This window comes from Halioglobus sp. D3-4 (genome assembly GCF_055809315.1).
In genome coordinates this window covers 2,106,321-2,133,143 of the sequence record NZ_CM147907.1, presented here as the reverse complement: position 1 = coordinate 2,133,143, position 26,823 = coordinate 2,106,321, and the positions used below count along the sequence as shown (strand labels likewise).

The window sequence follows — 26,823 nt, the reverse complement described above, 5'->3', positions numbered from 1 at the left end:
AAGGAATGAGTTCTACCTGTACAAGAGGCCGACATGCTGAGTAATGCGCCGTTATATTTTCTGCTGGTTGCGGCGCTACTCGGGTGTGCGATTTTCCTGGTGACGCGCCGTGGGGTGTCGGCACTGGCTTGCGTGCTGGTATTCGGCTCGGTGTTTCCGGTACAACTGGCGCTGGAGAGATCCTATGTCGAGAATGAGTGGCAGCGGGCCGAACTGGAAGCCAGAAGTGAGCTCAACTCTGCTGCACAGCGCCTGATTGGCCAGTTGGGTTCACATCTTGCGGCGGTGGAAGGGCTGGCTGTCTACATTGCTTCCAATCCGGATTTGAACCAGGCTGAATTTGAGGCTTTCGCGCAGGCCATCTTCGCGCGTCAGGGTTTCCTGATCAATATAGCGGCCGCCCCCGATCTGGTGATCACGATGGTGTACCCACTCGCCGGGAATGAGCAGGCATTGGGGTTGGATTATCTGAAGGTGCCCTCGCAGCGGGATGCGGTACTTCGCGCGCGTGATAAGCGCAAGGCGGTGCTGGCGGGCCCGGTGGAGTTGGTCCAGGGGGGGACGGCTTTAATCGGCCGCCTGCCTGTATATATTCCCCAGCCGGACGGAACCAGCAAATTCTGGGGCATTGTCTCGGCGACACTGGATGCCAACAAGATTTTCGCAGCGGCTGGATTGGAGGCAGGCCGGATGACCAGCCAGATTGCGCTGCGTGGCGTAGATGGTCAGGGCAGCCGCGGAAGTGTGTTCTACGGCGCATCGGAGTTGTTCAGCGCTGAAGATGTGCTTCTTCTCCCGGTGCCTGTGGCTTCGGGAAACTGGATGATGGCAGCTGCATACTCGCCGTTGGACTCACTGGCCAGTGGTGTCTGGTTCCTGCGAATTGTCGCGTTGATTGTTGCGGCAGGCTGGTTGATTTTTCTCGAGCACCTGCGTCGCACACGCAGTAAACAGCACGACTACAAGCAGCGAATACGCGCCAACGAACAGTTGTTGCAGGAAGCGGGCAAGCTGGCCGCAGTGGCCGGGTGGAAAATCGACAAAAAGGCCGAATTGCTCAACTTCAGCGAGGAATTTTCCAGAATAGTGGGGATTCCGCAGAAAAATATTGCCGCCCGCGAATACGTCCTGTCTGTGTTGCCGCAGAAATCCAAATCCCAACTCGACCAAGCCGTGCGCAGGGCTTTTGCCAGAGGAGAGCCATTTGATATTGAGCTGCCGTTTACGCGCGATGGTGAACCGCGCTGGTTGCGGATTATGGGTAACCCCGTGCTGCAGGAAGGCAGAACGATAGAACTTGTGGGGGGGATTCAGGACATCACGGAACGCAAGGAGTTCGAGCAGACCATTGAGCGACAGGCGACGCGTGATGGCCTGACGGGGCTCCCCAACCGGCAACAGTTCGATACGTTCCTTGATAGAGAGATGCTAGCTGCGCAGCGACGCAAGCAGAAACTGGCGCTGCTGTTTATCGATCTGGACAACTTCAAATCTGTCAATGACAACCTCGGTCACAGCGGTGGCGACGTGCTGCTGGTGGCGGCAGCCGAGCGCATCAAAGCCTGCACGCGCCGGTCAGATACCGTGGCTCGCCTCAGCGGTGATGAGTTCGCTGTAATACTGCCAGATGTGGCATCCGCAGAAGCGGCGGCACTAGTGGCGCAGAAAATCGTAACGGTCATGCGTGAGCCGTTCGAGGTTTATTCGCGGCAGGTGTATGTCAGTGCAAGTCTGGGGGTGGCCGTGTATCCGGATGATGGTACGGACACTGATGCATTGCTCATCAACGCCGACCAGGCGATGTATGAGGTCAAAAAATGCCTGCGCAATGACTATTCGTTTTTTACGCGCGAGCTGCAACAGCGCTCGGAAGAGCGTCACCGCTTGATCAACCAACTCGCGCTGGCGGTCTCTGAACGCCGCCTGGAGGTTCATTTTCAACCGATCGTGCCACTGGTCAGTTCAGGGAAAATGGCATGTGAGGCGCTGGTTCGCTGGCAGGAGGACGGTGTGTATATCTCACCGGAGTCGTTTATCCCGCTGGCCGAGGAGACTGGCCTGATTACAGAAATCGATCGCTTTGTGATGCATGAGGCGACGCTGTTTATGGAGACGCTACATGCAGAAGGGTTGCAGCCACCTGATCTGTCGGTGAATATCTCTCCGCGTATATTTTTCGACAGGGTCGGTGAACTCGACCGCTGGATTGATGATGTCAAAGCCTGTGCCCGACGCACTGATCTCACCGTTGAGATTACCGAGCGACTGTTGACACAGGACACACCTCACGCCACTGTCACGCTGCAGCAGTTACGCGCCGCCGGTGTGAAGATCGCCATCGACGATTTTGGCACCGGCTACTCCTCGCTGAGTTACCTCGCGAAGTTTCCGATCGATACACTCAAGGTGGATGCCTTTTTTGTTAGCAAGATACCCGATGATACGTACGCGGTGACCCTGACGGAAACCATCATGGGTCTGGCGCACAAGTTGTCACTACACCTTGTTGCCGAGGGAGTTGAGACGGCCGAGCAGATGCAGTTCCTGCGCGATCGCGGTTGTGACAGTGCGCAGGGATACTGGTTCAGTCGGCCTCAACCCAAGTCTGAATTCAAAGCGTGGTTGGCGGCTTACTACGAGGCGCTGAACGGCAGCGGTAAGTCACCTGTTGCGCCCGCCATAGCCCGGCTGGTAACACCAGCCAGACACAAATAGACTCCCATCCAGTGCTACAGCGTTGCCGGTACGTGCCTACCAGTGCACGCCGCGCCACACCTGGGAGAACAGTTTCTGCGCCAGTGCCAGCCGCGATGAGGGGATACTCTCTTTTTCCAGAGCCGCTTCTTCCTCACTGAGGCCGCGCGCGGCCGCTGAATCGGGAAAGAGGGCATACGCCTGACTCAGGAAGGCCTCGGTTACTGAGGGTATCGTCGACTGGGCTACCGCTCCGGCTACTCCCAATTTGGTGGAAACACGCTTGGGCCTGGAAATAATCGCCTTGATGATCAGGTCCCTGGCCTGCTCGGGCGACAGCGTCGGGAAGGCTTTATACAGGCTGGTCGGGGCGATCATCGGGGTGCGTACCAGTGGCATATAGATGGTGGTGAAATCGATATTTTCTGCAGCGTATTCAGGTGCCGCACACAGGCTGAACGCATCCAGCGCCGCCTTGGACGCAACATAGGCAGAAAAGCGCGGCGGACTGGTGAGTACACCTATCGAGGAGATGTTGATGATCTGTCCATTTTTCTGTTGTTCCATCGACGGCAGGAAGCCCAGTATCAACCGCAGTGCGCCGAAATAGTTCAGCTGCATGGTGCGTTCGAAATCATGGAAGCGGTCATAGCTGTAGCGCACAGAGCGTCGAATGGAGCGCCCGGCGTTGTTTATCAGGATGTCCACTCTGCCGTGATCACGCAGGACATCGGAGACCAGCTTGTCACAATTTTTTGCACTGGATACATCGCAGGAATAGGCCTGGGCTCTACCTCCCTGCTCGGCGATTTCCGCCAGAGTTTCGTCCAGTTTCTCTACTGTGCGAGCGACAAGGATCACCGTGGCATCTGCCTGCGCCAGGCGCAGCGCACATTCCTTGCCGATACCCGATGTGGCACCGGTGACAACCACAACCTTGCCTCTCACTTTACGGCGCACCGCTGATAGCGTCGGCCGTCCCACCATCTGGTTAAACAGGCCGTCCACCTCGGATATCAGGGATTTTGAATCGGGGCGCAAAAAATGCAGCCAGTAGTCCCAGATAACAGGGGCATAATCCTCAAACGGCGGACAGGTAATGTCAGCTTGAGCGAGCAGGGCGCGCGTTGCCGAGGAATCAAAATGGGTGGGGTAATTGATGTAGCCAACGACTTGCGGCGGAACGCCCATACGCGAGAGCATTTTCTCGCCCAGTGCTTTCACCGGCGGTAACCGGCTGATGCCCTTGCCGGCCAATTTTGTTGCGGAGTCCAGTAATCGGACATCCAGTGTCTTAAGCCCCGGCCCGCCGGAGACTTTCATCAGTTCTTTCAACAAATCACCGACCCGGATGCCATCGGGGTCGGTGATAAAAAAGCATTTCTGATCCTGCCCAGGTACGTGCGCGAGATAATCGATGGCGTTTACGACATAATCCACCGGCACGATATTCAGTAGACCGGCCTTGTGCAGCAGCAGTGGGAAACCTTCCGGCACTACTGAACTCAGGTTTTTAAGCGTCTCGAAAAAATAGTAGGGTCCGTCGATCTTGTCCATTTCGCCTGTCAGTGAATGCCCTACGACCATGCCGGGGCGATAGATGCGCCAGTTCATTTTGGTTTCTGCACGCACCAGGCCCTCGGATTCGTGCTTGGTGAGGAAGTAAGGGTGATCCATCGCCCCGGCTTCCTCGAACATATCCTCGGTGAATGTCCCCTCATACAATCCGGCGGCTGCGATTGAGCTCACCTGATGGAAACAGCCGGACTTGAGAGCCTTGGATAGACTGATCGCCTGCTTGGTACCGTTGACATTGCTAACCCGCTGGCTCTCGGCATCCGCCTTCATGTCATAGATCGCCGCGAGGTGAAAAAAATGATCGATCTTGCCTGCATGTTTTTTGATCCATGCGGGTTTAACACCCAGTCTTGGGCGGCTCAGGTCGCCTTCAACGGCAATGATCTGTTCCTCATCGGCGCCCCACAGTTCACGTAGTCCAGCGACTTTCGGCATTGATTCCGGACGCACGAGCAGATAGATGGTAGCGCCGCGATCAAGCAACTTGGGAACCAGAAAACGACCGATGAAGCCAGTGCCGCCAGTGACAAAATAGTTCATATGCGTGTCCTTAGTTATGGTTTTACCAGACAGTGTATATCTGCGCCTAGGATAGACCACATTAGAGCAATCTGCAGCCCAAGTGAATCGCTGTCTTTGGCGCGCGGTGATCTATGCGCTAGGATGTAACGTATCTGATGTCTAATGACAGGCGAATGATGCCGCTGAACCGGAAAATGGATAAATAATCCCGGGTCCCGCACAATTCGTCATGTTTTTCATACAGCGTGCCAGACAGGGAAATGGTATCCGCAAATGGTAGCTGAACAATCACTGCTGCATAGCTTTGTGTCTGTTGACGGGATTGCATCCCGTCTGCAGCACTGTGCCGGCAATCCCTGCCTGCTGCAGACATTCGATGCTATGCCGCCAGGCCGGCCTGCTGCGTTACGGGATACCACGCAATGCCAGTCATGGCCTGATTTTCGCGATGAGCAGCCATTGATTTCGGTGCGCTGTTACAGCACCGCAGGCGATCCTATTCAATGCTGTGGTCACGGCCTGCTCGCCGCTGCACACAGCTGGCAGCGACGTTTGCAGCGCCGTGCCTTAAACCTCTCTATGAACGGCAGCGTCGTCGCCAGCTCGCGCGAGGGGGATATCACCTGGCTGCGTTTTAACGGCATTCACACCGCTGACTGCGTTGCTCCCGAATGGCTGGAGCACGTGATCAGCGCGGCATCGCTGGTACAGGCAGCCGCGATCGCAGGCGATGCGCAGGGCTACCTGGTACTGCGGTGGCCGGACAGCTTCGACCTGCAGCAGTTATCCCGACCGGGAGAGTTGTTGTCCACATTCACTGGGCGCGCGCTGATCTGTACCTCAGCCCGACCCGAGTGGGGCCACGGGGTAATTCAGATGCGCTATTTCGCACCGCAGTACGGTGTCGCTGAGGATGCCGCTACCGGTTCGGCGATGCGTGTGCTGGCACAGTACTGGTCTCCCCGATTTCACACACTGACGGCGCACCAGTGCTCTCCAACCGGAGGACTGCTGATGTCGCGGCACAGCGCAGCGTATGTTGAGGTGGGTGGGCGCTGTAGTGTTACAACGGTAGGTGAGTATGACTAAGATCGCACTGCATTCGCGCTTTTTGCAGGTTCGCCAGCAATCGCTGCAGGCTTGTGAGCCACTACAGACTGAAGATTATGGTTTGCAGGCAGAGGCATTTACCAGCCCGCCAAAATGGCATCTCGCGCATACCAGCTGGTTTTTTGAAACGTTTTTGTTGAAACCGTTCCTGTCCGGTTACCAGACGCCCGACGAACGCTACGAGTTTCTGTTTAACTCCTACTACAACGGTGTTGGCTCCCAGTTCAACCGGGCGCAACGAGGCCTGCTATCGCGTCCGTCCGTTGAAGCCGTGAAGCAGTATCGCGCTCACATCGATCAGGCGATGGAAGCCCTTTTACAGGACATCGGTCATCAGCAGCGTGAAACGATTCTGCAGCGCACCCGCCTTGGCATAGAGCATGAGCAGCAGCATCAGGAGCTGTTTTATACTGACCTGAAATACTCCTTATACGCCAATCCCCTATATCCCGAATACAGCGGTGTTATTGGCTCTACAGGCAGTGACAGCCAGCCTGAAAACCTCTCGCGAGAACCGCAGTGGAGCGAGTACGCCGGAGGACTGGTTGCAGTGGGTCGCGATGCAGGGAATTCCAATGCTGAGGTATTTGCGTTCGACAATGAAGGGCCACGGCACAGCGTGTTCCTCGCGCCCTTCGCGCTGGCTCGCACATTGGTGACCAATGCGCAGTTCCAGCATTTCGTCGACGACGGAGGCTATCGGCGCCCCGAGTTCTGGCTCGCCGATGGCTGGGCTGTGGTTCAGGAAATGGGCTGGGAACAGCCGCTGTACTGGTTGCAGCGTGACGGTGTGCCCATGCACTTCACGCTGCACGGCCTACAACGCAGGTCACCCGATCAGCCGGTGTGTCACCTCAGTGGTTATGAGGCGGACGCTTATGCCAGTTGGGCTGGCGGGCGCTTGCCCACTGAGTTTGAATGGGAGCACGCGGCCGCTGAGCAGTGGCCCCTATCAGTGCTGTCCAACGATCAAAAGCTGCATCCTGCGAGGGCGGAAGGCAGCGAGCCGCTGTTGCAACTTTTCGGTGATTGTTGGCAGTGGACAGGCTCAGCCTACCGTCCGTACCCCGGGTTCCGTCCCGCGCCCGGTGCCATCGGCGAATACAATGGTAAGTTTATGGCCAACCAGTGGGTGCTGCGCGGGGGCTCGTGCGTCACCCCGCAGGGTCACAGCAGGCCCGGCTACCGCAATTTTTTCTACCCACAGGACCGTTGGCAGTTCAGCGGTATACGTCTAGCCAGAGATGTTTGAATCCAGCCAGAACCCATGGAGTGAACCATGCCAGTAACAGCCGCGAAAAACGATAATGTACTTTTTGAAGACCAGCACCCGGTGCCGAGTGATAGCCGCGCTGAGTTGCTGGCCGGGCTGCAGAAAACGCAGAAAGAGGTCAATCCCAAGTATTTCTATGACGCCAGGGGCTCGGAGCTTTTTGAGCAGATTACCCAGTTGGATGAGTACTACCCTACCCGGACAGAGATAGCGATACTGCAGCGTCACGCTGCGGAAATGGCCCGCATTTGTGGTCCAGATTGCGTGCTTATTGAGCCGGGCAGCGGCAGCAGTGAGAAGGTCAGGCTGCTGCTCAACAGTCTGCGACCGGCAGCGTACGTTCCGCTGGATATATCCGCGAGTTTTTTGTACGAATCGGCGGTAAAGCTGGCCCGTGAATTCCCGTGGTTACAGGTACAGGCGATTTGCGCGGACTTCGCCAATGCATGGCATGCGCACACCGAGTTGCCCGGTGGGCGCCGGGTGATTTTCTACCCGGGTTCAACGATCGGTAATATGGAGCCTTCGGTTGCACAGGATTTTCTGGCCGACCTGCGCCAGTGGATCGGCGCCGATGGCGGTGTGCTGATCGGGGTTGACCTGCACAAATCGGAAGCCCTGTTAAACGCTGCCTACAACGATGCCCGCGGCGTGACGGCCGAATTTAACCTGAATATTCTCAATGCGATAAACCGGGTGACCGGGGCGGACTTCGACGCACAGCGATTTTCGCACCGGGCAGTCTATAATCGCCCATTACAGCGGATTGAGATGCATCTGGTCAGCGAGGAAGGCCAGACAGTCAGGGTTGATAACACTGTCATCAACTTCAACAAGGGTGAGACGCTGCACACTGAAAACTCCTACAAGTACACCATAGAGGGATTTACCGAGCTGATTGAGGCCGCCGGGTTCAGCTTGCAGAAAAGTTGGCTCGATGAAGATCAGCTGTTTAGCGTGCATTTTCTCAGTGTAGCCAACCGATAGGAGAGACCGGTGCCTGCCGCCAAGGGATCGACCGCGCGGCACTACGCTGTTCTGATTGTCCTGATACTGGCAGGTGAGGTTATCTTCAGCCTGCCGTTTCATATCCCGCGATTCTTTCGCCCCAGTATGCTCGAGGTATTCCACCTCAGCCATACGCAGTTGGGTGACATCTTTGCCATCTATGGTGTGGTCGCCTTTCTCGCCTACTTTCCCGGCGGGGCGTTGGCGGATCGCTATTCGGCGCGTACCCTGATGTCGCTGTCACTGGTGGCAACGGCGCTGGGTGGTTTCTACCTCTATACCCTGCCGGGGACGGTGGGGCTTTATCTGCTTTTTGCCTACTGGGGTGTTACCAGCATTCTGTTGTTCTGGGCGGCACTGATCAAGGCTACCCGTGAATGGGGTGGTGCCAGTGAACAGGGTATCGCCTTTGGCATGCTGGAGGGCGGGCGCGGGTTTGTCGCGAGCCTGTTCAGTTCTGTCGCCGTCTACATTCTCGCGCGGCAGTTTGTCGGCGGGCTCGGCAGTGCGGCCGGTTTGCAGTCAGTCATCCTGTTCTACACGGTTATTGTTCTGCTGAGTGCGGTTGTCGTCTGGTTCACGCTGCCACACGACACGTCATTATTCAGTGCCCGGAACTCGGTACCTGACATGGATGAACGACGGCATTGGCGCAGGGTTCTGGCCGACAGCAGGGTCTACCTGCAGGCGGGCGTGGTGATCTGTGCCTACTGCGGTTACAAGTCATTGGACAACTATGGTGTTTATGCGGTGGAGGTGTTGCAGATGTCGCCACTGGCATCGGCTGAACTCACCACCTATGCGAGTTACAGCCGCCCGGTTGCGGCTGTTGTTGCCGGTTTGTTGGCAGACCGTTGGTCCTCAAGCAGGTTAATCACGGTGCTGTTCGTGCTGGCAGGCGTTGCCTTTTTCGTTATGGGTCTGGAGGCAGTGACGAGCACAGCCTCCACTCTGGTGATAGCGAATGTGATGATCACCTTCGTCGCCGTCTATGCGCTGCGGGGAATTTATTTCAGCCTGGTTGAAGAGAGTGGGCTCAGGGCCAGCGATACCGGCACCGCTGTCGGATTGATTTCCGTGGTGGGTTTCGCGCCCGATATCTTCTTCGGTGCCTTGACCGGCAGATTACTGGACGCCAACCCCGGCGCTGTCGGGTTTCAGCACTATTTCGGCTTGATGGCCTGTATCAGCGTCGCCGGCATGCTGGCAGCAGCGGCGCTGTCGTGGCGGTTGCGCTCGCGGCGCCTCGCAGTGGACGCCTGAAGCGTATTCACAGGAGTGCATGTCGCCTGCACCAGAACCGGCTACTGCAATTTTTCTTTGAGGATATGCTTCAACACTTTCCCGGCCGGATTTCTGGGCAGCGGCTCACTGATGATATGCACACGCTGCGGCACCTTGAACGCAGCCAGTTGCTGTTTGGCGAACTGCGTAATCTCGTCTTCATTCAGTGTCGCATTGCTTCTGGGTACAATAATGACAGCAACCAGCTCACCCATTGTTTCGTCGGGAAGGCCGAAGGCCGCGACCTCGTGAACACTGGGGTGCCCCAGCAATGCCGCTTCGACTTCAGCCGGGTAGATATTCTCGCCGCCGCGGATAATCATGTCCTTGGCGCGGTCTGACAGGTAGAGATAGCCGTTTCCATCAAAGTAGCCGATGTCGCCGCTATCGAACCAGCCTTCGCGGAAACTGCTGGCATTGGCGTCCGGCCTGTTCCAATACCCGCTGACAACGGTCGGCGTTTTGATCCACAGCTTGCCCGGTGTGCCCTGGGGAAGCTCGGTGCCGTCCTCGTCACAGACTTTGACGTCGACAGTGGCATGCTTGAAACCCGCGCTGCCGGGGTTGTTATTAAACGCCTCGCCGGTGAAAGCTGTACCAATGGAATTGGTTTCCGTGAGTCCCCAGCCGGTTCCGCCATACATATTGCTCACTTTTTCGCGCATCAGGGCGGTGACCTTCGCCGGTGTTGCCGAGCCGCCGGCGCCGAGGCTGGACAGGCTGCTGGTGTCATAGCGGTCAAACTCAGGTGACTCGAGTAGCTGTAGCAGCATTGCCGGTGCCAGGCTCAGCGCGGTGACGCGCTCCTGGGAAATCAGTTCCAGCGCGCGGACCGTATCCCATTTGTACATCATGACGATTTTGCGCCCGGCGCGCAGTGCATTGAGGAATACCGCATGCAGACCGCTCACATGGAACAGCGGCACAGCCAGCAGTTGCGCCGGCTCCAGCCCCTTGGACAGCATCGCACCGATGAGGTCCGGGTTCGCCATCGCCGATGCCATTGCGGTGCAATCAAAGTTCATCAGTGCCTGGCAGACAGCGCGATGAGTAGACAGCGCACCCTTGGGCTTTCCAGTCGTGCCGGAGGTGTACATGATCATCGCATTGTCTTCAGTGGCGATGTTGCTGTCAGGTGCTGTGGCGTTGCCCATGTCAGCGACAAAATTTTGCAGTGATTGTGCCGCGCCCTCGTCGCCAGCGGGGTCGGGTCGGGCGATCACCGCATGGATGTTGGATTCCGCCAGGCCGCTCGCCATCAAGTCGAAGCGCTGCTGATCGCAAAATACGGTTTTGCAACCGCTGTCGCGCACGGCAAACAGCAGATCCTGCGCTGTACCCCAGCTGTTGATCGGTACCACAACGGCGCCGATGGCGGTGATGGCGATATAGGCACTCAACCATTCCGGGTAGTTGCGCATCGCAATGCCCACGCGGTCGCCTGCGGTGATATTGTGTTTGTCGCGCAGGGCCGCTGCCAGTGCCCAGGCCTGCTGAAACAGGTCGTTGAACGTCCAGCGTTCGCCTTCGTAAACGAGGAATTCCTTGTCTGCGTGGCCGGCGGCCGCAACATAGATTTCCAGCAGGGTTTGCGGTGCATGTTTGTACACGGTGAAATCAACGCCGTCGATGGTGCGTTGGGTCGTCTCAAAGTCGCTGCCAGCTGATGTCAGCGCGGCGATTGACTGATCGTAGGCCTGCTTAATCTCGTCCATTGTGTTTTCCTCAAAGTGCATGCATCGGCGCATAAGCTTAGCGCAAGCTCTGCAGGCAACTTGTCGCTGAACCTGGAGTCAGGTGGTGTTGTACGCTCGAATTTCCAGCTGTGTTATGTGTGTTTTATCTCAGGGATGCTCTAACTTGCCGGTGCTATTCGTGACAGGCCTTGTGGCTGCGGTTTGGCACAACCCGCTGCCCCCACTGTTTCCGCAATGGCCTCAGCATCGGGGTTGAAGTAAAGCACTAACTCGCAATGTAGATCGCCGAGCGACTCGTGTCGAGCGAAAACTGCCGCGCCGGAGGGCAGTTGTTTCGATCGGTTCATATTGTCATATGTCTGCAGCAATTCCTGCACTTTTGCATCACACAGTGTCGGGTCACCACAGTTCAGGTAGCGCCATCGCATGCCGTGCCTCCTGTACCTGTCTTGCGTTTATTGTACCCGCTCTCGATCATCGTTGCGTAGTGTTTACCAGCGACTGAAAGCCCCCGGTGATTGAATACAGCAGAGACCTGTCGCAGAATCAGCAGGCGTGACATCGGGTTTTGTCAGGTTACCCGCTACTGTCGGGAGGGCATGGCAGACATATGATCAGCGAACGCGAAATGATCGCTGGACTGCGGCAACTACTGGCGGCAGAGCGCGCCGGAGCTCGTGCGGCCACCGCTTGCCTTTCTATGGCGCGGTGCAGTGAAGAGCGTGAGCGGCTGCAACAGTTGCACCGGCAGGAAGTTGACAGTTGCCGCGCGTTACTGGCCTGCCTGCACCATATGGGCGTCAAGCCCGGCAACGATGTCGGTGATTTCTACCACAAGGTTGTCGCGCTGGAGTCGCTCGACGAGCGGCTACACCTCATCGACAGGGGGCAGCGCTGGGTATTGCGTCGTGTGGAACAGTTATTGGCGTGCACGGGTGATGCGCGTATTCGCAAGGAGCTGGAATCGGTGCGGCGCTACCATGTTGTAGAGTAGGGCAGTGCGCTGCCGATATCAGTACCGGTGGCGTCAGATGCGGCGGGTTGTCTGTGCCAGGCTAATTGGCAGTTGCATCGCGCTCCATCACCTGCCGGATAATTTCCGCCCCGACTGCCAGGTCCGACGGTGCGCCAAACCACTGCCTCTGTAGTCGTCTCTGCGCATCAATCAGTACAATCATCGGTGTGTCCTGCATCGCATAGGCGCCCTTTTTCGACACGCTGTAATACCTGTGCCATCGAGCGACACAGGCGGATGGCGGCATACGCGGGAAAATCATCCACTGGATCAGCAGCACCGGCAAAGCCCTCATCAAGACCATTCATAAAGCCCACGATCTCTTCTATAGAGCAGTCCTGTGCCTCCATCGATTCTGCCAGCGTCAGGAGCCTGCCCCACAGCAGGTCGTTACCCTGTGTGTGCATCACGTGTGTCTGTTCAACGAGACAACTTTCAGCTTGCGTATCCTGCCATTGGGAAGTGGCCACTCTATTGTTTCGCCTACTCGCAGGCCCAGCAGTGCTGCGCCCACCGGCGCCAGTATCGACACTGCGTTCACCGCGTTGCCGACTTCATGCGGGTACATCAGTGTAACAGTCGACTCGGCCTGCGTGTCCAGATCGGTAAACGTCACCATTGTGTTCATCGTGACGACATCCTCGGGAAGTGCGTGGTCTGCAACCACGGTGGCACTGTCGAGTTCGTCAAATAGCAAACTGTTATCGTCATACTTGAGATTGCGCAGAAGCCCTTCAAGCCGCTCGCTATCGCGGCGACCAACCAATACAGAACGTGGGTTTGACATAACCCCTCCTCGGAAGTGAAAACAAAAAATTGGAATGTTAGGAAGTGTTTTCTGGCGACTAAGTTCGCAGGAACTCAGCCGCCGATAGAGAGGAAGGCCGGACAGCCGCCAACCGCGCTGCTGTGAGCAGACGCAAAGGAGAATGATGATAGTTGAGTAAACATGGGTTGAGTATACCCGGTAATATCGAAGTAGCAATCCCCACAACCGGGCGCGCGAGGTTTCATTGCGCACCTGTATCTGGCCAAGGGTTTGGCCGCAAACGGGCTGTTAGCGCACAGCGCCGCCGCCATCGACAGACAGTATCTGTCCAGTGATAAATGAAGCGCGATCGCTGGACAAAAAGGTCACGGCTTCGGCGATTTCTGCCGGTTCTCCGAGGCGATTGAGCACTGCCGCCTTCTTCAGTCCTGCGGCTTTGTCCGGCTGTTCCTCGAAGTATTTCTCCAGCCCTGGCGTGCGAATGACACCCGGTGACACAGCGTTTATACGGATACCCTGAGCGCCGTACTCCGCCGCTGAACTTTTGGTCAGTACATTGACCCCGGCCTTGGCGGCAGCGTACGCCGTGTTGTAGGCCTGACCGCGCAATGAGGCATTGGATGATATGTTGACAATGGCGCCCCCGCGTTTGAGCATCGCGGCAATTTCATATTTCATGCACAGCCAGGTGTTAGTCAGGCACATTTCAAGGGTCTGGTCGAACACACCGCGTTCATACTGGTGAATGGGGCCGGAACCCCGGCTGAGCGCCGCACTGTTGCAGGCGATATCCAGTTGTCCGAAGTGTTGCAGGGTTTCATCCACCAGCGTTTTGACCGAGTTCTCGTCACTGACATCACAGTGAACAAATACAGCGCGGCCGCCCGCATCTGTGATGAGCTGTACCGTTTCTTCACCCATATCGTCATTGATGTCGGACACGATAACCCGGGCGCCTTCGCTTGCGTATGACAACGCAATGGCGCGGCCTATACCCTGGCCGGAGCCGGTAACGATGCCTGATTTATTTTCCAGCAAACCCATGTTGTTACTCCTGTTGTGGCTTTCGTAGGGCGATCAGCACCATTGGTACTACCAGCACGGCCGCGATTGCACCGGCCCACACACCCTTGAATATCGCGTACTGTAGCGGGCTGACATACTCGATTCCGAGCAGGTAGAAACCTGCCAGCGTCAGCGGGGCGATCACCAGCATTCCGATCAGCCCGAACAGGCCGGCACTGCGCGGAGTACTGGCAGGAAACATATTGGAAAATGACTGCATGAGGGAAGCTTCGCCCAAATCTATGGCTTGCAGTTTTCCCTTGTTCAGTTTGCCGCGTTGCAGCGGTATAACTATGAGCGCGACAATAAACGGTAACAGCAGCCCCGTTGCGATGACGTCGACGACAAAGCTGTGTTCTCCGCCCCAGCGCAGTCCGGGCCCGCTTTTCATCAGCAACCAGGCGCTCAGCCCATTGAAAATAGCATTGGAAATCCCGCAGACCAGAATCTCGTGCCGGATATGCTCGTTGGCTGTCGCTGTTGCCTTCATGCGGATGTGTGTCCAAGTCTGTGATGGGTGCCGATTATGGCATGGCCGCCCGCAACAGAGCATAGGACCCAAGCAATCAATTTATTGCACATAATCGCTCAGTCCCGTGCGCGAGCCACGCGTTGCTCAGGGCGTGGAACTTATATGCTAGACTCCCTGCAAATAACTACGCTAGTTCAGGTTCAATGGCCGCCCCGGCGGTTGCTACTACGATGGCCGAAATTACGATACCCGCAAAAAAGTTCATGCGCCTTCTCGATTATATGGAGAGAATCGGGATTGACGCGCCCCTGCTGGCTGAGACAGTGGAGCTGCGGTTTGACCGTATAGCCGCGCTGGACCCGGAACACACGCTGCCCGCGATGCATTACTCGCGTCTATACAAGGCGGCGGCAGCAAAGATGCAGGAGATGGAGCAGCGCTTGCCGTGGGGCGCTGGCCTCGGAAGCGAGGCATTCGAGTTGATGTGTCACTGCATGATTGGGGGGCGCACCCTGCGAGCGGCGCTGCAGCTGGCACAACGACTGGATGAGCTGCTGTACCCGCTGAATGGCTATCGCATGCGTTTGCTGGAAGAGCCCGATTCAGACGCGGTAAGGTTGCGCTACGATATCGATATCTCGGAAGCGACTGAGACACTGATACCGGCGGACTGGGACAGGGTCGATTCCGGTATTGCCGCTGCACGGGCGTCGGGCCTGCTGGTCTGGCATGCGCTGTGCGGGTGGCTGATAGGGCAGGCGCTTACCGCGGCGGAACTGCGCATCGATGCTCCCGCCCCCAATCGCGAGTACCGCGAGAGCCTCGAGCAGACCATCAATGGTCCAGTACATTTCGATGCGGGGGAGAACACCTGCAGCTTCGATCGTACATTGCTGGATCGCCGGGTGGTCCATACACCGGAGTCGCTCGCCGATTTTCTCAAGAACAGTGTCTATCACGTGATTGCGATGGGCCGGGTGACCACCAGTACCAGTGCCGCGATCAAGTCGCTGATTAGTATCGACCTGCCCAGCGGTCTACCCTCGTTCGCCGATGTTGCCGCCATGCTCTATATGTCGGAGTCGAGCCTGAGGCGGCGCTTGCAAAGCGAAGAGACCAGTTATCAGGCGATCAAGGATGAAGTACGCTGCCAGGTCGCCATCGACAAGCTGCTGCATGAGGATGCCCGCGTCGCAGACCTCGCCGAGTTTTTGGGGTTTACCGAACCCAGTTCATTCGTGCGTTCGTTCAAGAGCTGGACCAATTATACACCCAAGGCCTACAAGGACAGGATGCAGGCACTGGGCCGGATTTGAGTGTGATCGCTCTATTGCAGCACGGTGCCGTGCTCGCTGGCGCAGCGGCAAGGGCAGTGCGGCGTTTATGGCTCAAAGCGCCTTTTCCAGACGCTGAACCAATAGGCGCGCGTCGTTAATAGCGCCGTCGATGTAGCCAATCCTGCGGCAGTCGCCAATCTGGTGAACCTGCGCGCGGCTGTCAGTGAGCTGCTGCTCCAGGCTGTGGTCGGGTTGTGCGCCCATCGCGATGATCACCTGGCCACATGCCTGCGCCCGTGTCTCTCCCTTCAATGTAAAACGGACTGCCCGCTCGCCAATATTAATACTCTCGACGGACTTGTGCAGTGTCGCGCCGTGCTCCCGCAGCAGGTGCAGTACTCGCGCTCTGCGAACAAGGGCGAGTTCCGGTCCAAAGGCGGGGCCGGGTTCGAGTATGGTCACGTTGCGCTTGCGCTCTACCAGATACTCCGCCAATTCCAATCCCACCAGACCGCCGCCGATGATGACCACGTCCCGGGTAATTGGCATCCACAGCTTGCTGAGCATTCGCATCAGGCTGATACTACGAAGTAGCTGGCTCCGGCGGCCGGCTCGCAGAATCAACTGCTGCGGTAAGGACAATTTGGCAATTGCTGCGGGATTGCTGCCAAAGAGAATGCCGCGCAATTCATCCCCATCGAAGACATGACGCTGGTCTTTGCCGGGAATGTCCGGGGCGACGCGCGCAGCTCCCGTGGCGAGGATGATATGGTCGGGATCGAGCGCAGCGATGTTCTCGCGGGTGGCCATCGTACGAAGCTGTATCGAGACCGGTAGCGCACGTACGGCATTGGCCAGGTAATGTACCAGTTTCTCATTGGGCGAATAGGCCAGTCCGGCAATGCGCGCGGTCCCACCGAGGTCGACATCCTTTTCCCACAGGGTCACCCGGTGGCCTTTCTCCGCCAGCAATCGGGCGGACTCCATACCCGCAGGGCCGCCACCAATCACCAGTATATTTTTCACAGCGCCTGTGCGCGCGAGTATGTCCCCCTCATACTCGCGCCCGGTAGTGTGGTTGACGGCGCAACATACGGGTTGGTTGATGAATATCTGACTGACGCATATATAGCAGTAGATGCAGGGCTTTACCGATTTTTCCTGACGGTTCAGCAGTTTGTTGGGCAGGTCCGGGTCAGCCAGTAGTTTTCTGCCCATGGCCAGATAATCAAATTCACCTGCCGCGAGGCTGCGCTCTGCTACGTCAGGCTCAATCCTTCCCACCGCAATCACCGGAATAGCAACCGCACTCCTGACGGCCTTGGCAAAATCGATAAAACCGCCGGGCTCGTGCACCAGCGGCGCTTCGGTGAATGCGATAGAGCGGGCGACGTTACCATACGCGCTCACGTCAATTGCATCGGCACCAGCGAGTTCGCACAGGCGAGACGTCTGCACACAATCATCCAGTTCGATGCCGCCTTCTATGCGAAATTCGTATGCATCGAGGCGAACCAGAATGGGAAAGTCCGGCGCCGTGGCTGAGCGCACCGCTGCGATGGTCTCCACTAGAAAGCGGGCGCGATTCACAACCGAGCCGCCATACTGGTCGGTGCGCTGGTTGGTGTAGGGCGAGAGAAAGTTGGCCAGTAGATAGCCGTGCCCGGCGTGTAGTTCAATACCGTCAAAGCCGGATTGACGGGCGCGCGCTGCCGCGGCGGCAAAGCCGCGTACGGTTGCTGCAATATCATCCGGTGTCATTTCATAGTATTTGGGACCAGTGCCGTCGGGGCTTGCACCCTTGATGAAATTGGCGATCTCACTCTCGGTCAACACGCTGAACATATCGCTGCGTGAGCGCTCCACCGGCGAGGGTACCGGAATCGGTCGACCTGCAGCGGTGTCTTCCTGGGCCTTGGTACCGCTGTGGTTGAGTTGCGCCACAATCTTGGCACCGTGTATATGGACCCGCCCGGTCAGCTCGCGCAAGCCGGGGATGAATCTGTCATCTGAGAAGGCAATCGTATTGGGCATGCTGGCACCGCTGGGCCAGAATGCGGCGGATGTCTCCAGCACCAGAAGGCCAGCACCACCACGGGCGCGGGCCTCGTAGTAGGCGATTAAGCGTTCTGTGCAGTGCCCGTCTGTGGCGGCGAAGTTCGTTCCCATCGCCGCCATCACGATACGATTGCGCAGTTCCAGGCCGCCTATTCGGCCTGCTGATAGCAGATGGGGATAGCTCTGTGACATCGGGTGCGCCCGCATAATCCATGTATTTCACGGCTATGTTAGGCAGCTGCGTAGAATCTCACAGAACCCTTAACGCCAATTTCATAGACATTTACGTTCTTCTCGAACAACGGTCTGGCCAGTGCGCGGGGCAGGCGAGCGGGAGTGTTGGTGAGTCCGGCGAAATGGAGTAGGCTTTCGACTCGCACGACAGACTAATCAATAACAGCAGGGAGAAAAACATGGCCAGGTTTTCGGGAAAAGGGTTTGTGGTAACGGGCGGCGCCAGCGGTATCGGCGAAGCGACAACCCGAAGCCTCGTGGCAGAAGGTGGCAGGGTGGTTATCGCCGATGTTCAGGAAGAGCTGGCGCTGGCGCTGGTAGCGGAACTCGGCGACAGCGTGATATTCCAGAAGATGGATGTCACCAACGAGCAGGAAATCGTTGCCGCGATTGATCTGGCAGTGGCGGAGTTTGGCCAGCTTGACGGTATGGTGAACAACGCCGGGATCATCGGTGTGATCGGCTCCATCATGGACACCAGTGCAGAAGACTATGATTTCACCATGTCCATCCTGTCGCGGGGCGTATTTCTGGGTATCAAGCACGCCGGACGGGCGATGAAGCCCAACGGCGCCGGTGCGATTGTATCGCTGGCCAGTACGGCGGGTGTGAAGGGCGCGGAGGGGCCACATGTCTACACCATGGCCAAGCACGGTGTGGTCGGCCTGACCAAGTCTGCAGCCAGTGAATTCAGCGCCTTTGGTGTTCGCGTCAACGCGGTGGCACCCGGCGGTACGGTGACACCGATGACCAGTGCCCTGACTGACAACAATGCCGAATTGATTGCCGCCGGTATTGCAGCGGCATCGCCACTGGGGTTTGCCTGTCTGCCGCAGGATATTGCCAACGGCATTCTGTTTCTTCTGAGTGAGGATGCGCGCTATATCACCGGTCACACGCTGGTCATCGATGCCGGATTAACGTCCGGTGGCGTCGCTCCGCCGTTCTATTCGCAGGAGGCGGAGGTCATGCTGCACGCAGGCCAGCGACGCCGCGGCGGTGCCCATGCTGACAGTTGATCCGTCAGGCTCGCTTGTAACGCGCCGCGCGATCATAAACGGCATCGTCGCGGCGGCTCCCCATTAAGGAGCCGGGAGCCAGTTCAAAGTACGTATCGTTGGTGGGCCTGGAATGGCTCCAGTCCACCACTTCTGAGCGATAGGCGAATTTCCAGACGCCATCGCGCCGCTCGTAGCGATCGAGGTATCGCCCTGCGATGATGAGGTCTTCAAAGTCGGCATCGTTTTTCACCTTGTGATAGGCGTTGAAGTACACCTCGCCAAAGGCTTCATCACCCTCGATATCCAACAGGATATTGCCGACCATATGTTGGTTGGCGGTATGGTCCTTGAGGGCGCCCAGCGCAAAGTCAATAAATGCGTCGGCAGGGCCATTCATAAAGCCGTATTCACACCACGCATCGGCGGTGAACAGTGACCTCAGCAAGGTATCATCCCAGCGATCCAGTCCGCGCATATAGCGGTAGATCAATTCGGTGATGTCCTGCTTGGCGATGACGCTTTCAATAGTGTTGTTCATGCTGCCGCTCTCCTTATCAGGCGTTACCAAACAGGTCATAGCTGGGGTCTGACGCCCGCGCACAGCCCTTGCTGAGTGAGCCGAAGGCATCGCCTTTGCGCTCATCCTCGACGGCAACCCGGTGACACCAGTCCATGACCACCCGGCGGTGGAGTATTTTCCATTGCCCGTCGCGGCACTGCAGTTGATCGAGGTAGCGCCCGGCGAATGCCAGCTCCTGCTCCGCCCCCAACAGCAGGTGGCGGGCATACACATAGGTCTCGGTGTTCGCACTTTCGCCGTCCAACTCAATCAGGGTCTGGCCCAACAGGTGCTGGGTCAGTTCAAACTGGGATGAGAGGGCGGGGCAGATGATCTCTGTAAACTGGTGCGCGCTGCCCTTGAACGCGCCGTAATCCACCTCTGCGTTGGGCCAGTATGCCTGTTTCAGCAGCGCGGGTTCGAGACGGTCCAGGCCGCGACTGTGTGTGTACAGGACGTCCCTGATGGCCTCGCGCTGTGCGAGTGCCTCGGCGGTGGGTGGCATTCCGGGTTCGATTTTCATGGCGGTCGAATTCCTTATTGTATGGTTGCGGGGCACAGGTCGCGGGGGTTGCACTCCGGTTGGTATGAGGTACATAATGAAAAAAACAGTCAGAACTGACTTTTATCAGATCTGATGATGCTCGTCCACCACGACACAGTGCACGATATGACGAAAGACGCTTCACTGGAACCCGGCAACGCCAGAGCGCAGGGCCCAGCAACCAGAGACACGCTGTTAGCGGATAAGCATGCCGCACCTGCACCGTTGCTGGAGGAGTCGCCCCAGTTTCTCGGCGATGAAGATATACCCTTTGAACGCTATACCTCGCAGGCCTATTTTGATCGCGAAATACAATCGCTGTGGCCGCGCACCTGGCAATGGGCCTGTCGCGAGGAGCACCTGCCTGATATCGGCGATGTGCAGGTCTACGATATCGGCCCCTACTCGGTCATCATTACTCGCGTGGATGAGGACACCATCAAGGCGTACCTGAATACCTGCACTCACCGTGGCACACGATTATTGGACGGCGAGGGCAGTCACTACAGCCAGGGGTTTACCTGCCCGTTCCACGGCTGGTCCTGGCATCTGGATGGCTCCATTCGCAATATTCCCGGACGCTGGGATTTTCCCCATGTCACCGATGCCACCCACGGCTTGCAGGAAGTGCTCTGCGCGCGCTGGGGCGGCTTTGTGTTTATCAATATGGATAGGGACGCAGAACCACTGGAGCACTACCTTGGTGTTATGGTGGAGCATTTCAAGGACTTTCCGCTGGAGCGGCGTCGCATCAAGCTGCATGTGCAGAAAACCCTGCCGGCCAACTGGAAGGCGGCGCAGGAAGCGTTTATGGAGGCCTACCATAATTTCGAAACGCATGATTCGCCCCACGGTGCGAATGCCCAGTACGATATTTTCGGACAGTATGTGAGCCGCTTTATCCATAATATTGGCAGTTACAGTCCACAGGCCCTGTCGGACTACCCCGGTGACAAATGGCGCGCGCCGCCGATGACTGAACAGGAAATGTTGGCAGCACTAGCCGTTGCAGGGCGCACCCTGGCCGAGGGTGAGACAGCCAGAGAGGTGGCGGCGCAGGCGATACGGGATAATCTCGGCGCGGAGTTGGGGGTGGATCTGTCCGCCACCAGCGACAGTGTCATTCTGGATTCCATCGAGTATCACCTGTTTCCCAATATGTTCTTCTTTCCGGGTATTGTCGTACCGATGGTCTATCGCTTCCGGCCCAACGGTATGGACGTCGACAGCTGTATTTTCGACCTGATGTTCCTCGAGCCGTTGCCCGATGGCGAGGAGCACCCGGAACCGCCGGAGCCGATACAACTGTCGGTCGAGCAATCCTACACCGAGGTAGAGGAGCTGGCGTGGCTGGCACCGGTGTACGACGAGGACACCGGCAATCTACAGCTGCAGACCCAGGGTTTTAAAAGTACCTTCAAAGGTATGACGCTGGGTAACTATCAGGAATCCCGGATACGCCGGGTTTACCAGACACAGGAAGCGTTCATGCAGCGGGCCGAGGAGCGTTCCTGAATGAAAGCGGGTTACCAGCTGATCGCCAGTATCCGTGATGTTGCGCAGGGGAAAACCCTGTGCGTGGAAGTGGCTGGCCGGGAGATATTATTGTGCCATGCCAAAGAGGGTTTCTATGCTGTGGATAATCTCTGTACACATGCCGCTGCACGGCTCAGTGAGGGCAAGCTCAAAGGCTGTAAGATCCTGTGTCCGTTGCACGGTGCGGCGTTTGATGTGCGAGACGGTAGTGCGCTGACCCGCCCGGCCAGGACGGCGCTGGCGAGCTATCCATTGCTGATCGAGAATGAACAGATCTATTTACTGCCGTAGCCGAGACAGACACAGCCGCTCCCGCCAGCGCAACCCTGAATACATCTCTTGCGACCCTTGTGCCTGTGCTGCGGAGCGTTAAGCATGCGTACCGCCCGTCGTCTTTTTTATTGCGATACAGTCGTGCCATGCCAACCCCGGCCACAGCGTTATCAGGCCTCAGAAAAACCTGATCGCTTTTCTGCCTGTCAGATGATATACCGCCAATGGGTTCTATAAGCGGCCGACAGAGCAGAGGATAGGCATATCAATACCGATACGCGTTACATTATCTGGTTGCTGGATTTTCTCTCCAGCCTCAAGATGGATAGCGACAGCATCGCGGACAATAATGGCATCAGTCGCACTGCGCTGCAGCAGCCGAACGCTCTGGTCAGCGCCGCGCAGCATCGCGGCGTGCTCGGTGATGCTCAGGCTTGTTACCAGGGCACTGATCTCGGACTCGCACTGGGGCTGCAGCGCTCAATCGCCACCCTCGATCAGCTCGCCTACCTGATGATGAGCAGTGCCACCTTGCGTGAGGCCACAGATGCTGGCCTCAGGTACCAGAATTACTCCGGCAGGTTTTCCGGCAGTCTTATCGTCACGTCTTTCAGTGAGATAGCATCGGAGGGCTGTTATCAGGTGGACGCGAAAGCCGAGCTGGGCGAGCTGCGGCTCCTTGCGATTGAGGATATCCTCACCAATATTGTAACGACCTGTCGCTGGGTCCTCGGCAAGGCCTTGCCGATCACCAAACTGCGCTGCAGTTATCCAGCACCGCCCCACGCCGGGCGGTATCAGGACATTTTCCAGTGCCCTGTGGAATATGACACACCGGTGACGCAACTTTTCTTCGATGCCAGGATTCTCGATCAACCGCTACCACAGTCCAGCCCGCAGAGCGCGGCGCTGTATAAAAAACTCTGTGAAGAACAGAGTATTGCCCGCAATCAGGGCGACATCGCCTGGCGACTTTGGCAGGTCGTGGTCGAAGACCCTGGGCGACCACCCTCACTCCATGAGGCCGCGCGGCAGTTGCACTGCAGCAGCCGCACCCTCAGCCGGAAACTGCTGGCTGAGGGTTGGCAGTATCAGCAGTTGATTGATCAGGTGAGGGAGATTCACGCGCGCCGCTACTTGAGCGACCCGACGCTGTCGATCACGCGAATCGGCCAGCAGTTGGGCTATGCCGATAGTTCCGGTTTTCACCGCGCGTTTAAAAAATGGACAGGGCTGTCGCCTCGTGCTTTTCGCGCCGCGCTGTTTACCGCCCGATAGATTTTCCCCGGTGGCCATATCGGACAACAATTTGGCTGAATTGGGCAAGCTTTCTGGCCAGTGCTTACTTAATATCCGGTCCAGGTTGTAACATGTCACTGTTCACCCGCCGAGGATGATAACGATGAAAAAATTTGACGGCCTGAATAAAGCCATGGTTGAGCACTACGCTCCCCAGCCGGGGCGCAGGGCGCTGCTACCCCCGCTAAGCGAAAAAGCCCAGGTGGCACTGATGTGCCGGATGTTGTTTCGCGAGGGCTGGAATGAGCACATTGCCGGCCATATTACCTATCGACTGGACAACGGCAATATTCTCACCAACCCCTGGGAGCTGGCGTGGGATGAGCTGACCGCCAGCGATATTGTCACCCTCGATCCCGCCGGGAAGATCCTCGATAGCGACTGGAATGTCACACCGGCTATCGGCCTGCACATACAACTGCATGAACTGCGACCGGACGTCCATGTCGTTATTCACAATCACGCACACTGGAGTGGTATCTGGGCCAATCTGCAGCGCGTGCCACCGGTATATGACCAAACCGGTGCGCACTGCGGTGTTGCACTGCCCCTGTACAATGAGTATCAGGGTACCTTTGAAGACGAAGCTACCTCGGCATCGGCCGCCGAGGCGCTGGGTGACTCCAAATGGGCACTGCTGGCTAATCACGGGTCTCTGGTTGTGGGTAAGGACTTGCGCCAGGCGCATCTGCGTGCCATCACACTTGAATGGCGCTGTAAACGTGCCTATGAAGTCGAGCTTGCCGGTGGTGGCGTTCCTCTGAGCGATGAAGACGTGGAGAAAGTGGCTATTACGGATACCCACGGTTTTCCCTTTTGTTGGGAAGCGATGGCCAGGCGCGAGTTGCGGGCTGACCCTACAATTGTCGAATAGTGTCGATAGGCAGGAATTATGAGCTTACAGATTACCCCTCTGGACAATGTCGGCGTCGAAGTATCCGGCTTCGATATCAATGCGCCTATTAGCAGTGATCTGCAGGCGCGCTTAAAGGAACTCTGGTATGAACATGCCATTCTGGTGTTCCGGGGCCAGGATATCAGTCCGGAAAAGCAGATAGAGTTCAGCCGTATTTTCGGGCCGCTGGAGATGCACCCTCTAACGACCACCACCTCCGCAGAATACCCCGAGTTGTTTGTACTGGAGAATGGTGGTGACAAGGACAAATTCTTCACTGCGTTTTACGAGGGTGAAGAGATTGTCGGGCGTCTGGACTGGCATATGGATCTGCACTACACCGGCCGCCCCAACCATGGGGCATTGCTGCGGGCGGTGGTGGTTGCCGAGGAAGATGGCCTCACCGGTTTTGGTGATCTGGCCAAGGCCTATGATGCGCTGGATGACGACACCAAAGCCCTGCTGGAAAAACTGGAGGTGGTTTATAGCTTCAGTATGCAACGCCGCCATATGCGCTATGTGAACCTGCAAGGTTATCAGCCCGGCCCCTACAGCCCGAAGAAACCCACCGATGTCGGATTCCCGGACTTCGCCGACGCAGTGTACCCCGCTGTGGTCACTCACCCTGTCAGTGGTCGCAAAGTGCTAGAAGTGGTAGAGCAGTTTCTGGACCGCGTTATTACCCCGCAACAGTTCGGCTTGTCTAATGACGAGTCCATCGAATTACTGGAGCGGTTGGTCGCGCATGGAAAGAAGCCCGAATTCACGTATTTTCATGACTGGCGAGAGGGCGATATGGTGCTCTGGGATAACTGGCGCGCGATGCATTGCACCACCGGCACCAAACCTGGCATTAGAAGGGTTATAAACCGCACTACCATCGAAGGTGATATTACCCTGGGTCGTGTACTCAATGCGGAGTAAAGCGATGTAGGCGCGCCGAGCGTCAGGCTGTTATTACTATCGGACAATAATCATACCCGAGGCAATCAGTGAATAAACTCGATCTTTCCAATACCGTGGACCGGACATTCCCGCAGATCCTCAGGCAACAGGCCAGGCAAAACGGTGATGCAGAATTCCTGATCACCGATGACACCAGAATCACCTTTGCCCAGGCTGATGCGATCACGGATTGCCTGGCAGCCGGCCTGCGTGAGCTCGGTGTAGGCAGCGGCGATATCGTCTCCCTGTTTCTCGGCAATCGCCCGGAGATGGTCTTGCTCAGTCTGGCTATCAACAAACTCGGCGCGATCTGGACCCCGATCAATGGCGATTACAAAGGGCAGTGGCTGGTCGAAAATCTGCAGATGGCGCGCTCCAAAGTACTGGTCACGGACGATCAATACCAGGATCGCATCGTCGGGATAGAAGCGCAGTTAGACATCGAGAACATCGTGCTGGTGGGCGACAGCGAGGCCAGCGCACTGAAAGCCCCGGTGGACTATCAGCGGTTGCTGGATCACCCTCCCGCGCAACTTGATTATGCCGAGCTGCACTACGGCGATAACTGCGCCATCCTCTGGACATCCGGCACTACCGGAAAGTCCAAGGGTGTGCTGCAGAGCTACAACTGCTGGATACGCGCGGTGGTGGATGGCTGCAGCCTGCAATACAACTCACAACCGGGTGACAGCATTTACTGTGTGTTACCGCTGTTCCATACCGCAGCCTGGATCACCTCGGTCTACCGCGCGCTGATCGAGGGTATTCCCTGCATTATCGAGCCGCGTTTTTCTGTCACCAACTTCTGGGAGCGGATCAAACAGTTTGGCGCGACCCAAACATTTTTGCTCGGTGCAATGGGGGCGTTCCTGCTCAATGCCCCCGAGCGAGAAGACGACAGTGACACGCCTTTACGCCTCGCCCAGATTGTGCCGTTGGCACCTGCCCAGTGGCCGGTCTTTGAACAGCGCTTTGACCTGCAGTTGATTCGCACAGGACTCGGCCAGAGTGAATGCCAATTGGTTATGACGCAGGTGGAAAACCGCGATGACGTTCCTGTCTATGCCCTCGGTTTTCCAGCAGACGACACAATCATTCGCCTGTTGGACGATGACGGTAACGAAGTGCCCAGCGGCGAAGTCGGAGAGATCTGCATCAAACCGCTGCGCCCCTACGTACTTTTCAATGGTTATTTCGACAATCCCGAAGCTACCGCCGAAGCCTACTTTGGTGACTACTACCGTACCGGTGATCTGGCCCGACAGGATCCCGCCAGTGGCGCATATTTTTATGCCGACCGCAAAAAAGATGCGCTGCGCTTTGCCGGCCGCAATATCTCAACCCTTGAAGTGGAAAGTATCGTGCGCCGCCATCCAGCCGTGCAGGACGTCGCCGCCTTTGGTATTCCTTCTGAAGAAGTGGAGAGCGAACAGGAACTGAAGCTGAATATTGTCCTGAAAGAGGGCTGCAGTGCCTCTGCCGAGGCCATCTGCAGCTTTATCAACGACAACGCACCCTATTATTTTGTGCCCCGTTATCTGGAGTTTGTCGATTCACTGCCTTACACCCCAACTAACAAGGTTCAGAAATTCAAGCTGCGGGAGCGGGGCATTAACGAGAATACCTGGGATCTGAAAACGTCGGATTATGTCGTACGAAAATAGGCATGAGATATGAAGCCTGGCCATTCAATCGGGTCGCCAACTGGCGCCTGA

The 26,823-nt window shown here is 57.1% G+C and carries 25 protein-coding genes; 14 read left to right on the top strand and 11 right to left on the bottom strand.

The window, feature by feature from the left end; translation table 11 throughout:
* The first annotated feature begins 33 nt into the window (after positions 1 to 33).
* On the top strand, positions 34 to 2,715 hold the full coding sequence (locus tag AC0L6S_RS09205; RefSeq protein WP_473428187.1) for a bifunctional diguanylate cyclase/phosphodiesterase: 2,682 nt from the start codon (positions 34 to 36) through the stop codon (positions 2,713 to 2,715).
* A gap of 36 nt (positions 2,716 to 2,751) precedes the next feature.
* Here AC0L6S_RS09205 and AC0L6S_RS09200 read toward each other — a convergent pair whose 3' ends face one another.
* Entirely contained in the window at positions 2,752 to 4,812 is a 2,061-nt protein-coding gene (locus AC0L6S_RS09200) for an SDR family oxidoreductase (RefSeq protein ID WP_473428186.1), read from the bottom strand.
* A 255-nt stretch (positions 4,813 to 5,067) separates the two neighbouring features.
* On the opposite strand from AC0L6S_RS09200, the gene AC0L6S_RS09195 reads away from it, so the two are divergent.
* The 4 genes from AC0L6S_RS09195 to AC0L6S_RS09180 are packed head-to-tail and all read left to right on the top strand — an operon-like array spanning position 5,068 to position 9,448.
* On the top strand, positions 5,068 to 5,883 hold the full coding sequence (locus tag AC0L6S_RS09195) for a PhzF family phenazine biosynthesis protein (RefSeq protein ID WP_473428185.1): 816 nt from the start codon (positions 5,068 to 5,070) through the stop codon (positions 5,881 to 5,883).
* Entirely contained in the window at positions 5,876 to 7,156 is a 1,281-nt protein-coding gene (gene egtB / locus AC0L6S_RS09190; RefSeq protein WP_473428184.1) for an ergothioneine biosynthesis protein EgtB, read from the top strand. The genes AC0L6S_RS09195 and egtB overlap by 8 nt, the downstream gene beginning before the upstream one ends.
* A gap of 27 nt (positions 7,157 to 7,183) precedes the next feature.
* Positions 7,184 to 8,164, top strand: a complete 981-nt coding sequence (gene egtD / locus AC0L6S_RS09185; RefSeq protein ID WP_473428183.1) for an L-histidine N(alpha)-methyltransferase — start codon at positions 7,184 to 7,186, stop codon at positions 8,162 to 8,164.
* A gap of 9 nt (positions 8,165 to 8,173) precedes the next feature.
* Entirely contained in the window at positions 8,174 to 9,448 is a 1,275-nt protein-coding gene (locus tag AC0L6S_RS09180) for an MFS transporter (RefSeq protein ID WP_473428182.1), read from the top strand.
* Between the two features lie 41 nt (positions 9,449 to 9,489).
* On the opposite strand, the gene AC0L6S_RS09175 is transcribed toward AC0L6S_RS09180, so the two are convergent.
* Positions 9,490 to 11,184, bottom strand: coding sequence for a class I adenylate-forming enzyme family protein (locus tag AC0L6S_RS09175; protein WP_473428181.1), 1,695 nt, complete (start codon positions 11,182 to 11,184; stop codon positions 9,490 to 9,492).
* A gap of 140 nt (positions 11,185 to 11,324) precedes the next feature.
* Positions 11,325 to 11,594, bottom strand: coding sequence for a hypothetical protein (locus AC0L6S_RS09170; RefSeq protein ID WP_473428180.1), 270 nt, complete (start codon positions 11,592 to 11,594; stop codon positions 11,325 to 11,327).
* A 182-nt stretch (positions 11,595 to 11,776) separates the two neighbouring features.
* On the opposite strand from AC0L6S_RS09170, the gene AC0L6S_RS09165 reads away from it, so the two are divergent.
* Positions 11,777 to 12,160, top strand: a complete 384-nt coding sequence (locus AC0L6S_RS09165; protein WP_473428179.1) for a DUF6306 domain-containing protein — start codon at positions 11,777 to 11,779, stop codon at positions 12,158 to 12,160.
* Positions 12,161 to 12,221: 61 nt separating this feature from the next.
* Here the strand turns inward: AC0L6S_RS09165 and AC0L6S_RS09160 are convergent, their stop codons facing one another.
* The 5 genes from AC0L6S_RS09160 to AC0L6S_RS09140 all read right to left on the bottom strand — a co-directional run bounded on the left by AC0L6S_RS09160 (position 12,222) and on the right by AC0L6S_RS09140 (position 14,505).
* A complete protein-coding gene (locus tag AC0L6S_RS09160; RefSeq protein ID WP_473428178.1) occupies positions 12,222 to 12,344 on the bottom strand; it encodes a hypothetical protein in 123 nt (40 codons plus the stop codon).
* Complete coding sequence (locus AC0L6S_RS09155; RefSeq protein WP_473428177.1) at positions 12,328 to 12,591, bottom strand: hypothetical protein; 264 nt, start codon at positions 12,589 to 12,591, stop codon at positions 12,328 to 12,330. Before AC0L6S_RS09155 ends, AC0L6S_RS09160 begins: the two co-directional genes overlap by 17 nt.
* Positions 12,588 to 12,968 (bottom strand): nucleoside diphosphate kinase regulator, encoded by a 381-nt coding sequence (gene rnk, locus AC0L6S_RS09150; RefSeq protein ID WP_473428176.1) that lies wholly within the window; start codon positions 12,966 to 12,968, stop codon positions 12,588 to 12,590. Before rnk ends, AC0L6S_RS09155 begins: the two co-directional genes overlap by 4 nt.
* 270 nt (positions 12,969 to 13,238) lie before the next feature.
* Complete coding sequence (locus AC0L6S_RS09145) at positions 13,239 to 13,994, bottom strand: SDR family NAD(P)-dependent oxidoreductase (protein ID WP_473428175.1); 756 nt, start codon at positions 13,992 to 13,994, stop codon at positions 13,239 to 13,241.
* A gap of 4 nt (positions 13,995 to 13,998) precedes the next feature.
* Positions 13,999 to 14,505 (bottom strand): hypothetical protein, encoded by a 507-nt coding sequence (locus AC0L6S_RS09140; RefSeq protein ID WP_473428174.1) that lies wholly within the window; start codon positions 14,503 to 14,505, stop codon positions 13,999 to 14,001.
* A 212-nt stretch (positions 14,506 to 14,717) separates the two neighbouring features.
* Here AC0L6S_RS09140 and AC0L6S_RS09135 point away from each other — a divergent pair, with 212 nt between their 5' ends.
* A complete protein-coding gene (locus tag AC0L6S_RS09135; RefSeq protein WP_473428173.1) occupies positions 14,718 to 15,803 on the top strand; it encodes a helix-turn-helix transcriptional regulator in 1,086 nt (361 codons plus the stop codon).
* 72 nt (positions 15,804 to 15,875) lie between these two features.
* Here the strand turns inward: AC0L6S_RS09135 and AC0L6S_RS09130 are convergent, their stop codons facing one another.
* Complete coding sequence (locus tag AC0L6S_RS09130) at positions 15,876 to 18,014, bottom strand: oxidoreductase (protein WP_473428172.1); 2,139 nt, start codon at positions 18,012 to 18,014, stop codon at positions 15,876 to 15,878.
* A 221-nt stretch (positions 18,015 to 18,235) separates the two neighbouring features.
* Between AC0L6S_RS09130 and AC0L6S_RS09125 the strand changes: the two genes are divergently transcribed.
* Complete coding sequence (locus tag AC0L6S_RS09125; protein WP_473428171.1) at positions 18,236 to 19,075, top strand: SDR family oxidoreductase; 840 nt, start codon at positions 18,236 to 18,238, stop codon at positions 19,073 to 19,075.
* Positions 19,076 to 19,079: 4 nt separating this feature from the next.
* Here the strand turns inward: AC0L6S_RS09125 and AC0L6S_RS09120 are convergent, their stop codons facing one another.
* Both AC0L6S_RS09120 and AC0L6S_RS09115 read right to left on the bottom strand, forming a co-directional pair.
* On the bottom strand, positions 19,080 to 19,595 hold the full coding sequence (locus AC0L6S_RS09120; protein WP_473428170.1) for a nuclear transport factor 2 family protein: 516 nt from the start codon (positions 19,593 to 19,595) through the stop codon (positions 19,080 to 19,082).
* A gap of 16 nt (positions 19,596 to 19,611) precedes the next feature.
* Positions 19,612 to 20,139, bottom strand: a complete 528-nt coding sequence (locus AC0L6S_RS09115) for a nuclear transport factor 2 family protein (RefSeq protein WP_473428169.1) — start codon at positions 20,137 to 20,139, stop codon at positions 19,612 to 19,614.
* A gap of 147 nt (positions 20,140 to 20,286) precedes the next feature.
* Here AC0L6S_RS09115 and AC0L6S_RS09110 point away from each other — a divergent pair, with 147 nt between their 5' ends.
* From AC0L6S_RS09110 to AC0L6S_RS09085, 6 genes are all read left to right on the top strand, one after another.
* The gene (locus AC0L6S_RS09110) at positions 20,287 to 21,675 is read left to right on the top strand and encodes an aromatic ring-hydroxylating oxygenase subunit alpha (protein WP_473428168.1); all 1,389 of its coding nucleotides are present in this window, start codon (positions 20,287 to 20,289) and stop codon (positions 21,673 to 21,675) included.
* On the top strand, positions 21,676 to 21,987 hold the full coding sequence (locus AC0L6S_RS09105) for a Rieske (2Fe-2S) protein (protein ID WP_473428167.1): 312 nt from the start codon (positions 21,676 to 21,678) through the stop codon (positions 21,985 to 21,987).
* 303 nt (positions 21,988 to 22,290) lie between these two features.
* Positions 22,291 to 23,247 carry an AraC family transcriptional regulator gene (locus tag AC0L6S_RS09100; protein ID WP_473428166.1) on the top strand — a complete coding sequence of 319 codons (957 nt, stop codon included), beginning with the start codon at positions 22,291 to 22,293 and terminating at the stop codon, positions 23,245 to 23,247.
* 124 nt (positions 23,248 to 23,371) lie between these two features.
* Positions 23,372 to 24,142: a class II aldolase/adducin family protein gene (locus AC0L6S_RS09095; RefSeq protein ID WP_473428165.1), complete on the top strand. Its 771-nt coding sequence runs from the start codon at positions 23,372 to 23,374 to the stop codon at positions 24,140 to 24,142.
* Between the two features lie 18 nt (positions 24,143 to 24,160).
* Entirely contained in the window at positions 24,161 to 25,087 is a 927-nt protein-coding gene (locus AC0L6S_RS09090) for a TauD/TfdA dioxygenase family protein (RefSeq protein WP_473428164.1), read from the top strand.
* Between the two features lie 68 nt (positions 25,088 to 25,155).
* Complete coding sequence (locus AC0L6S_RS09085; protein WP_473428163.1) at positions 25,156 to 26,772, top strand: AMP-binding protein; 1,617 nt, start codon at positions 25,156 to 25,158, stop codon at positions 26,770 to 26,772.
* Positions 26,773 to 26,823 lie beyond the last annotated feature (51 nt).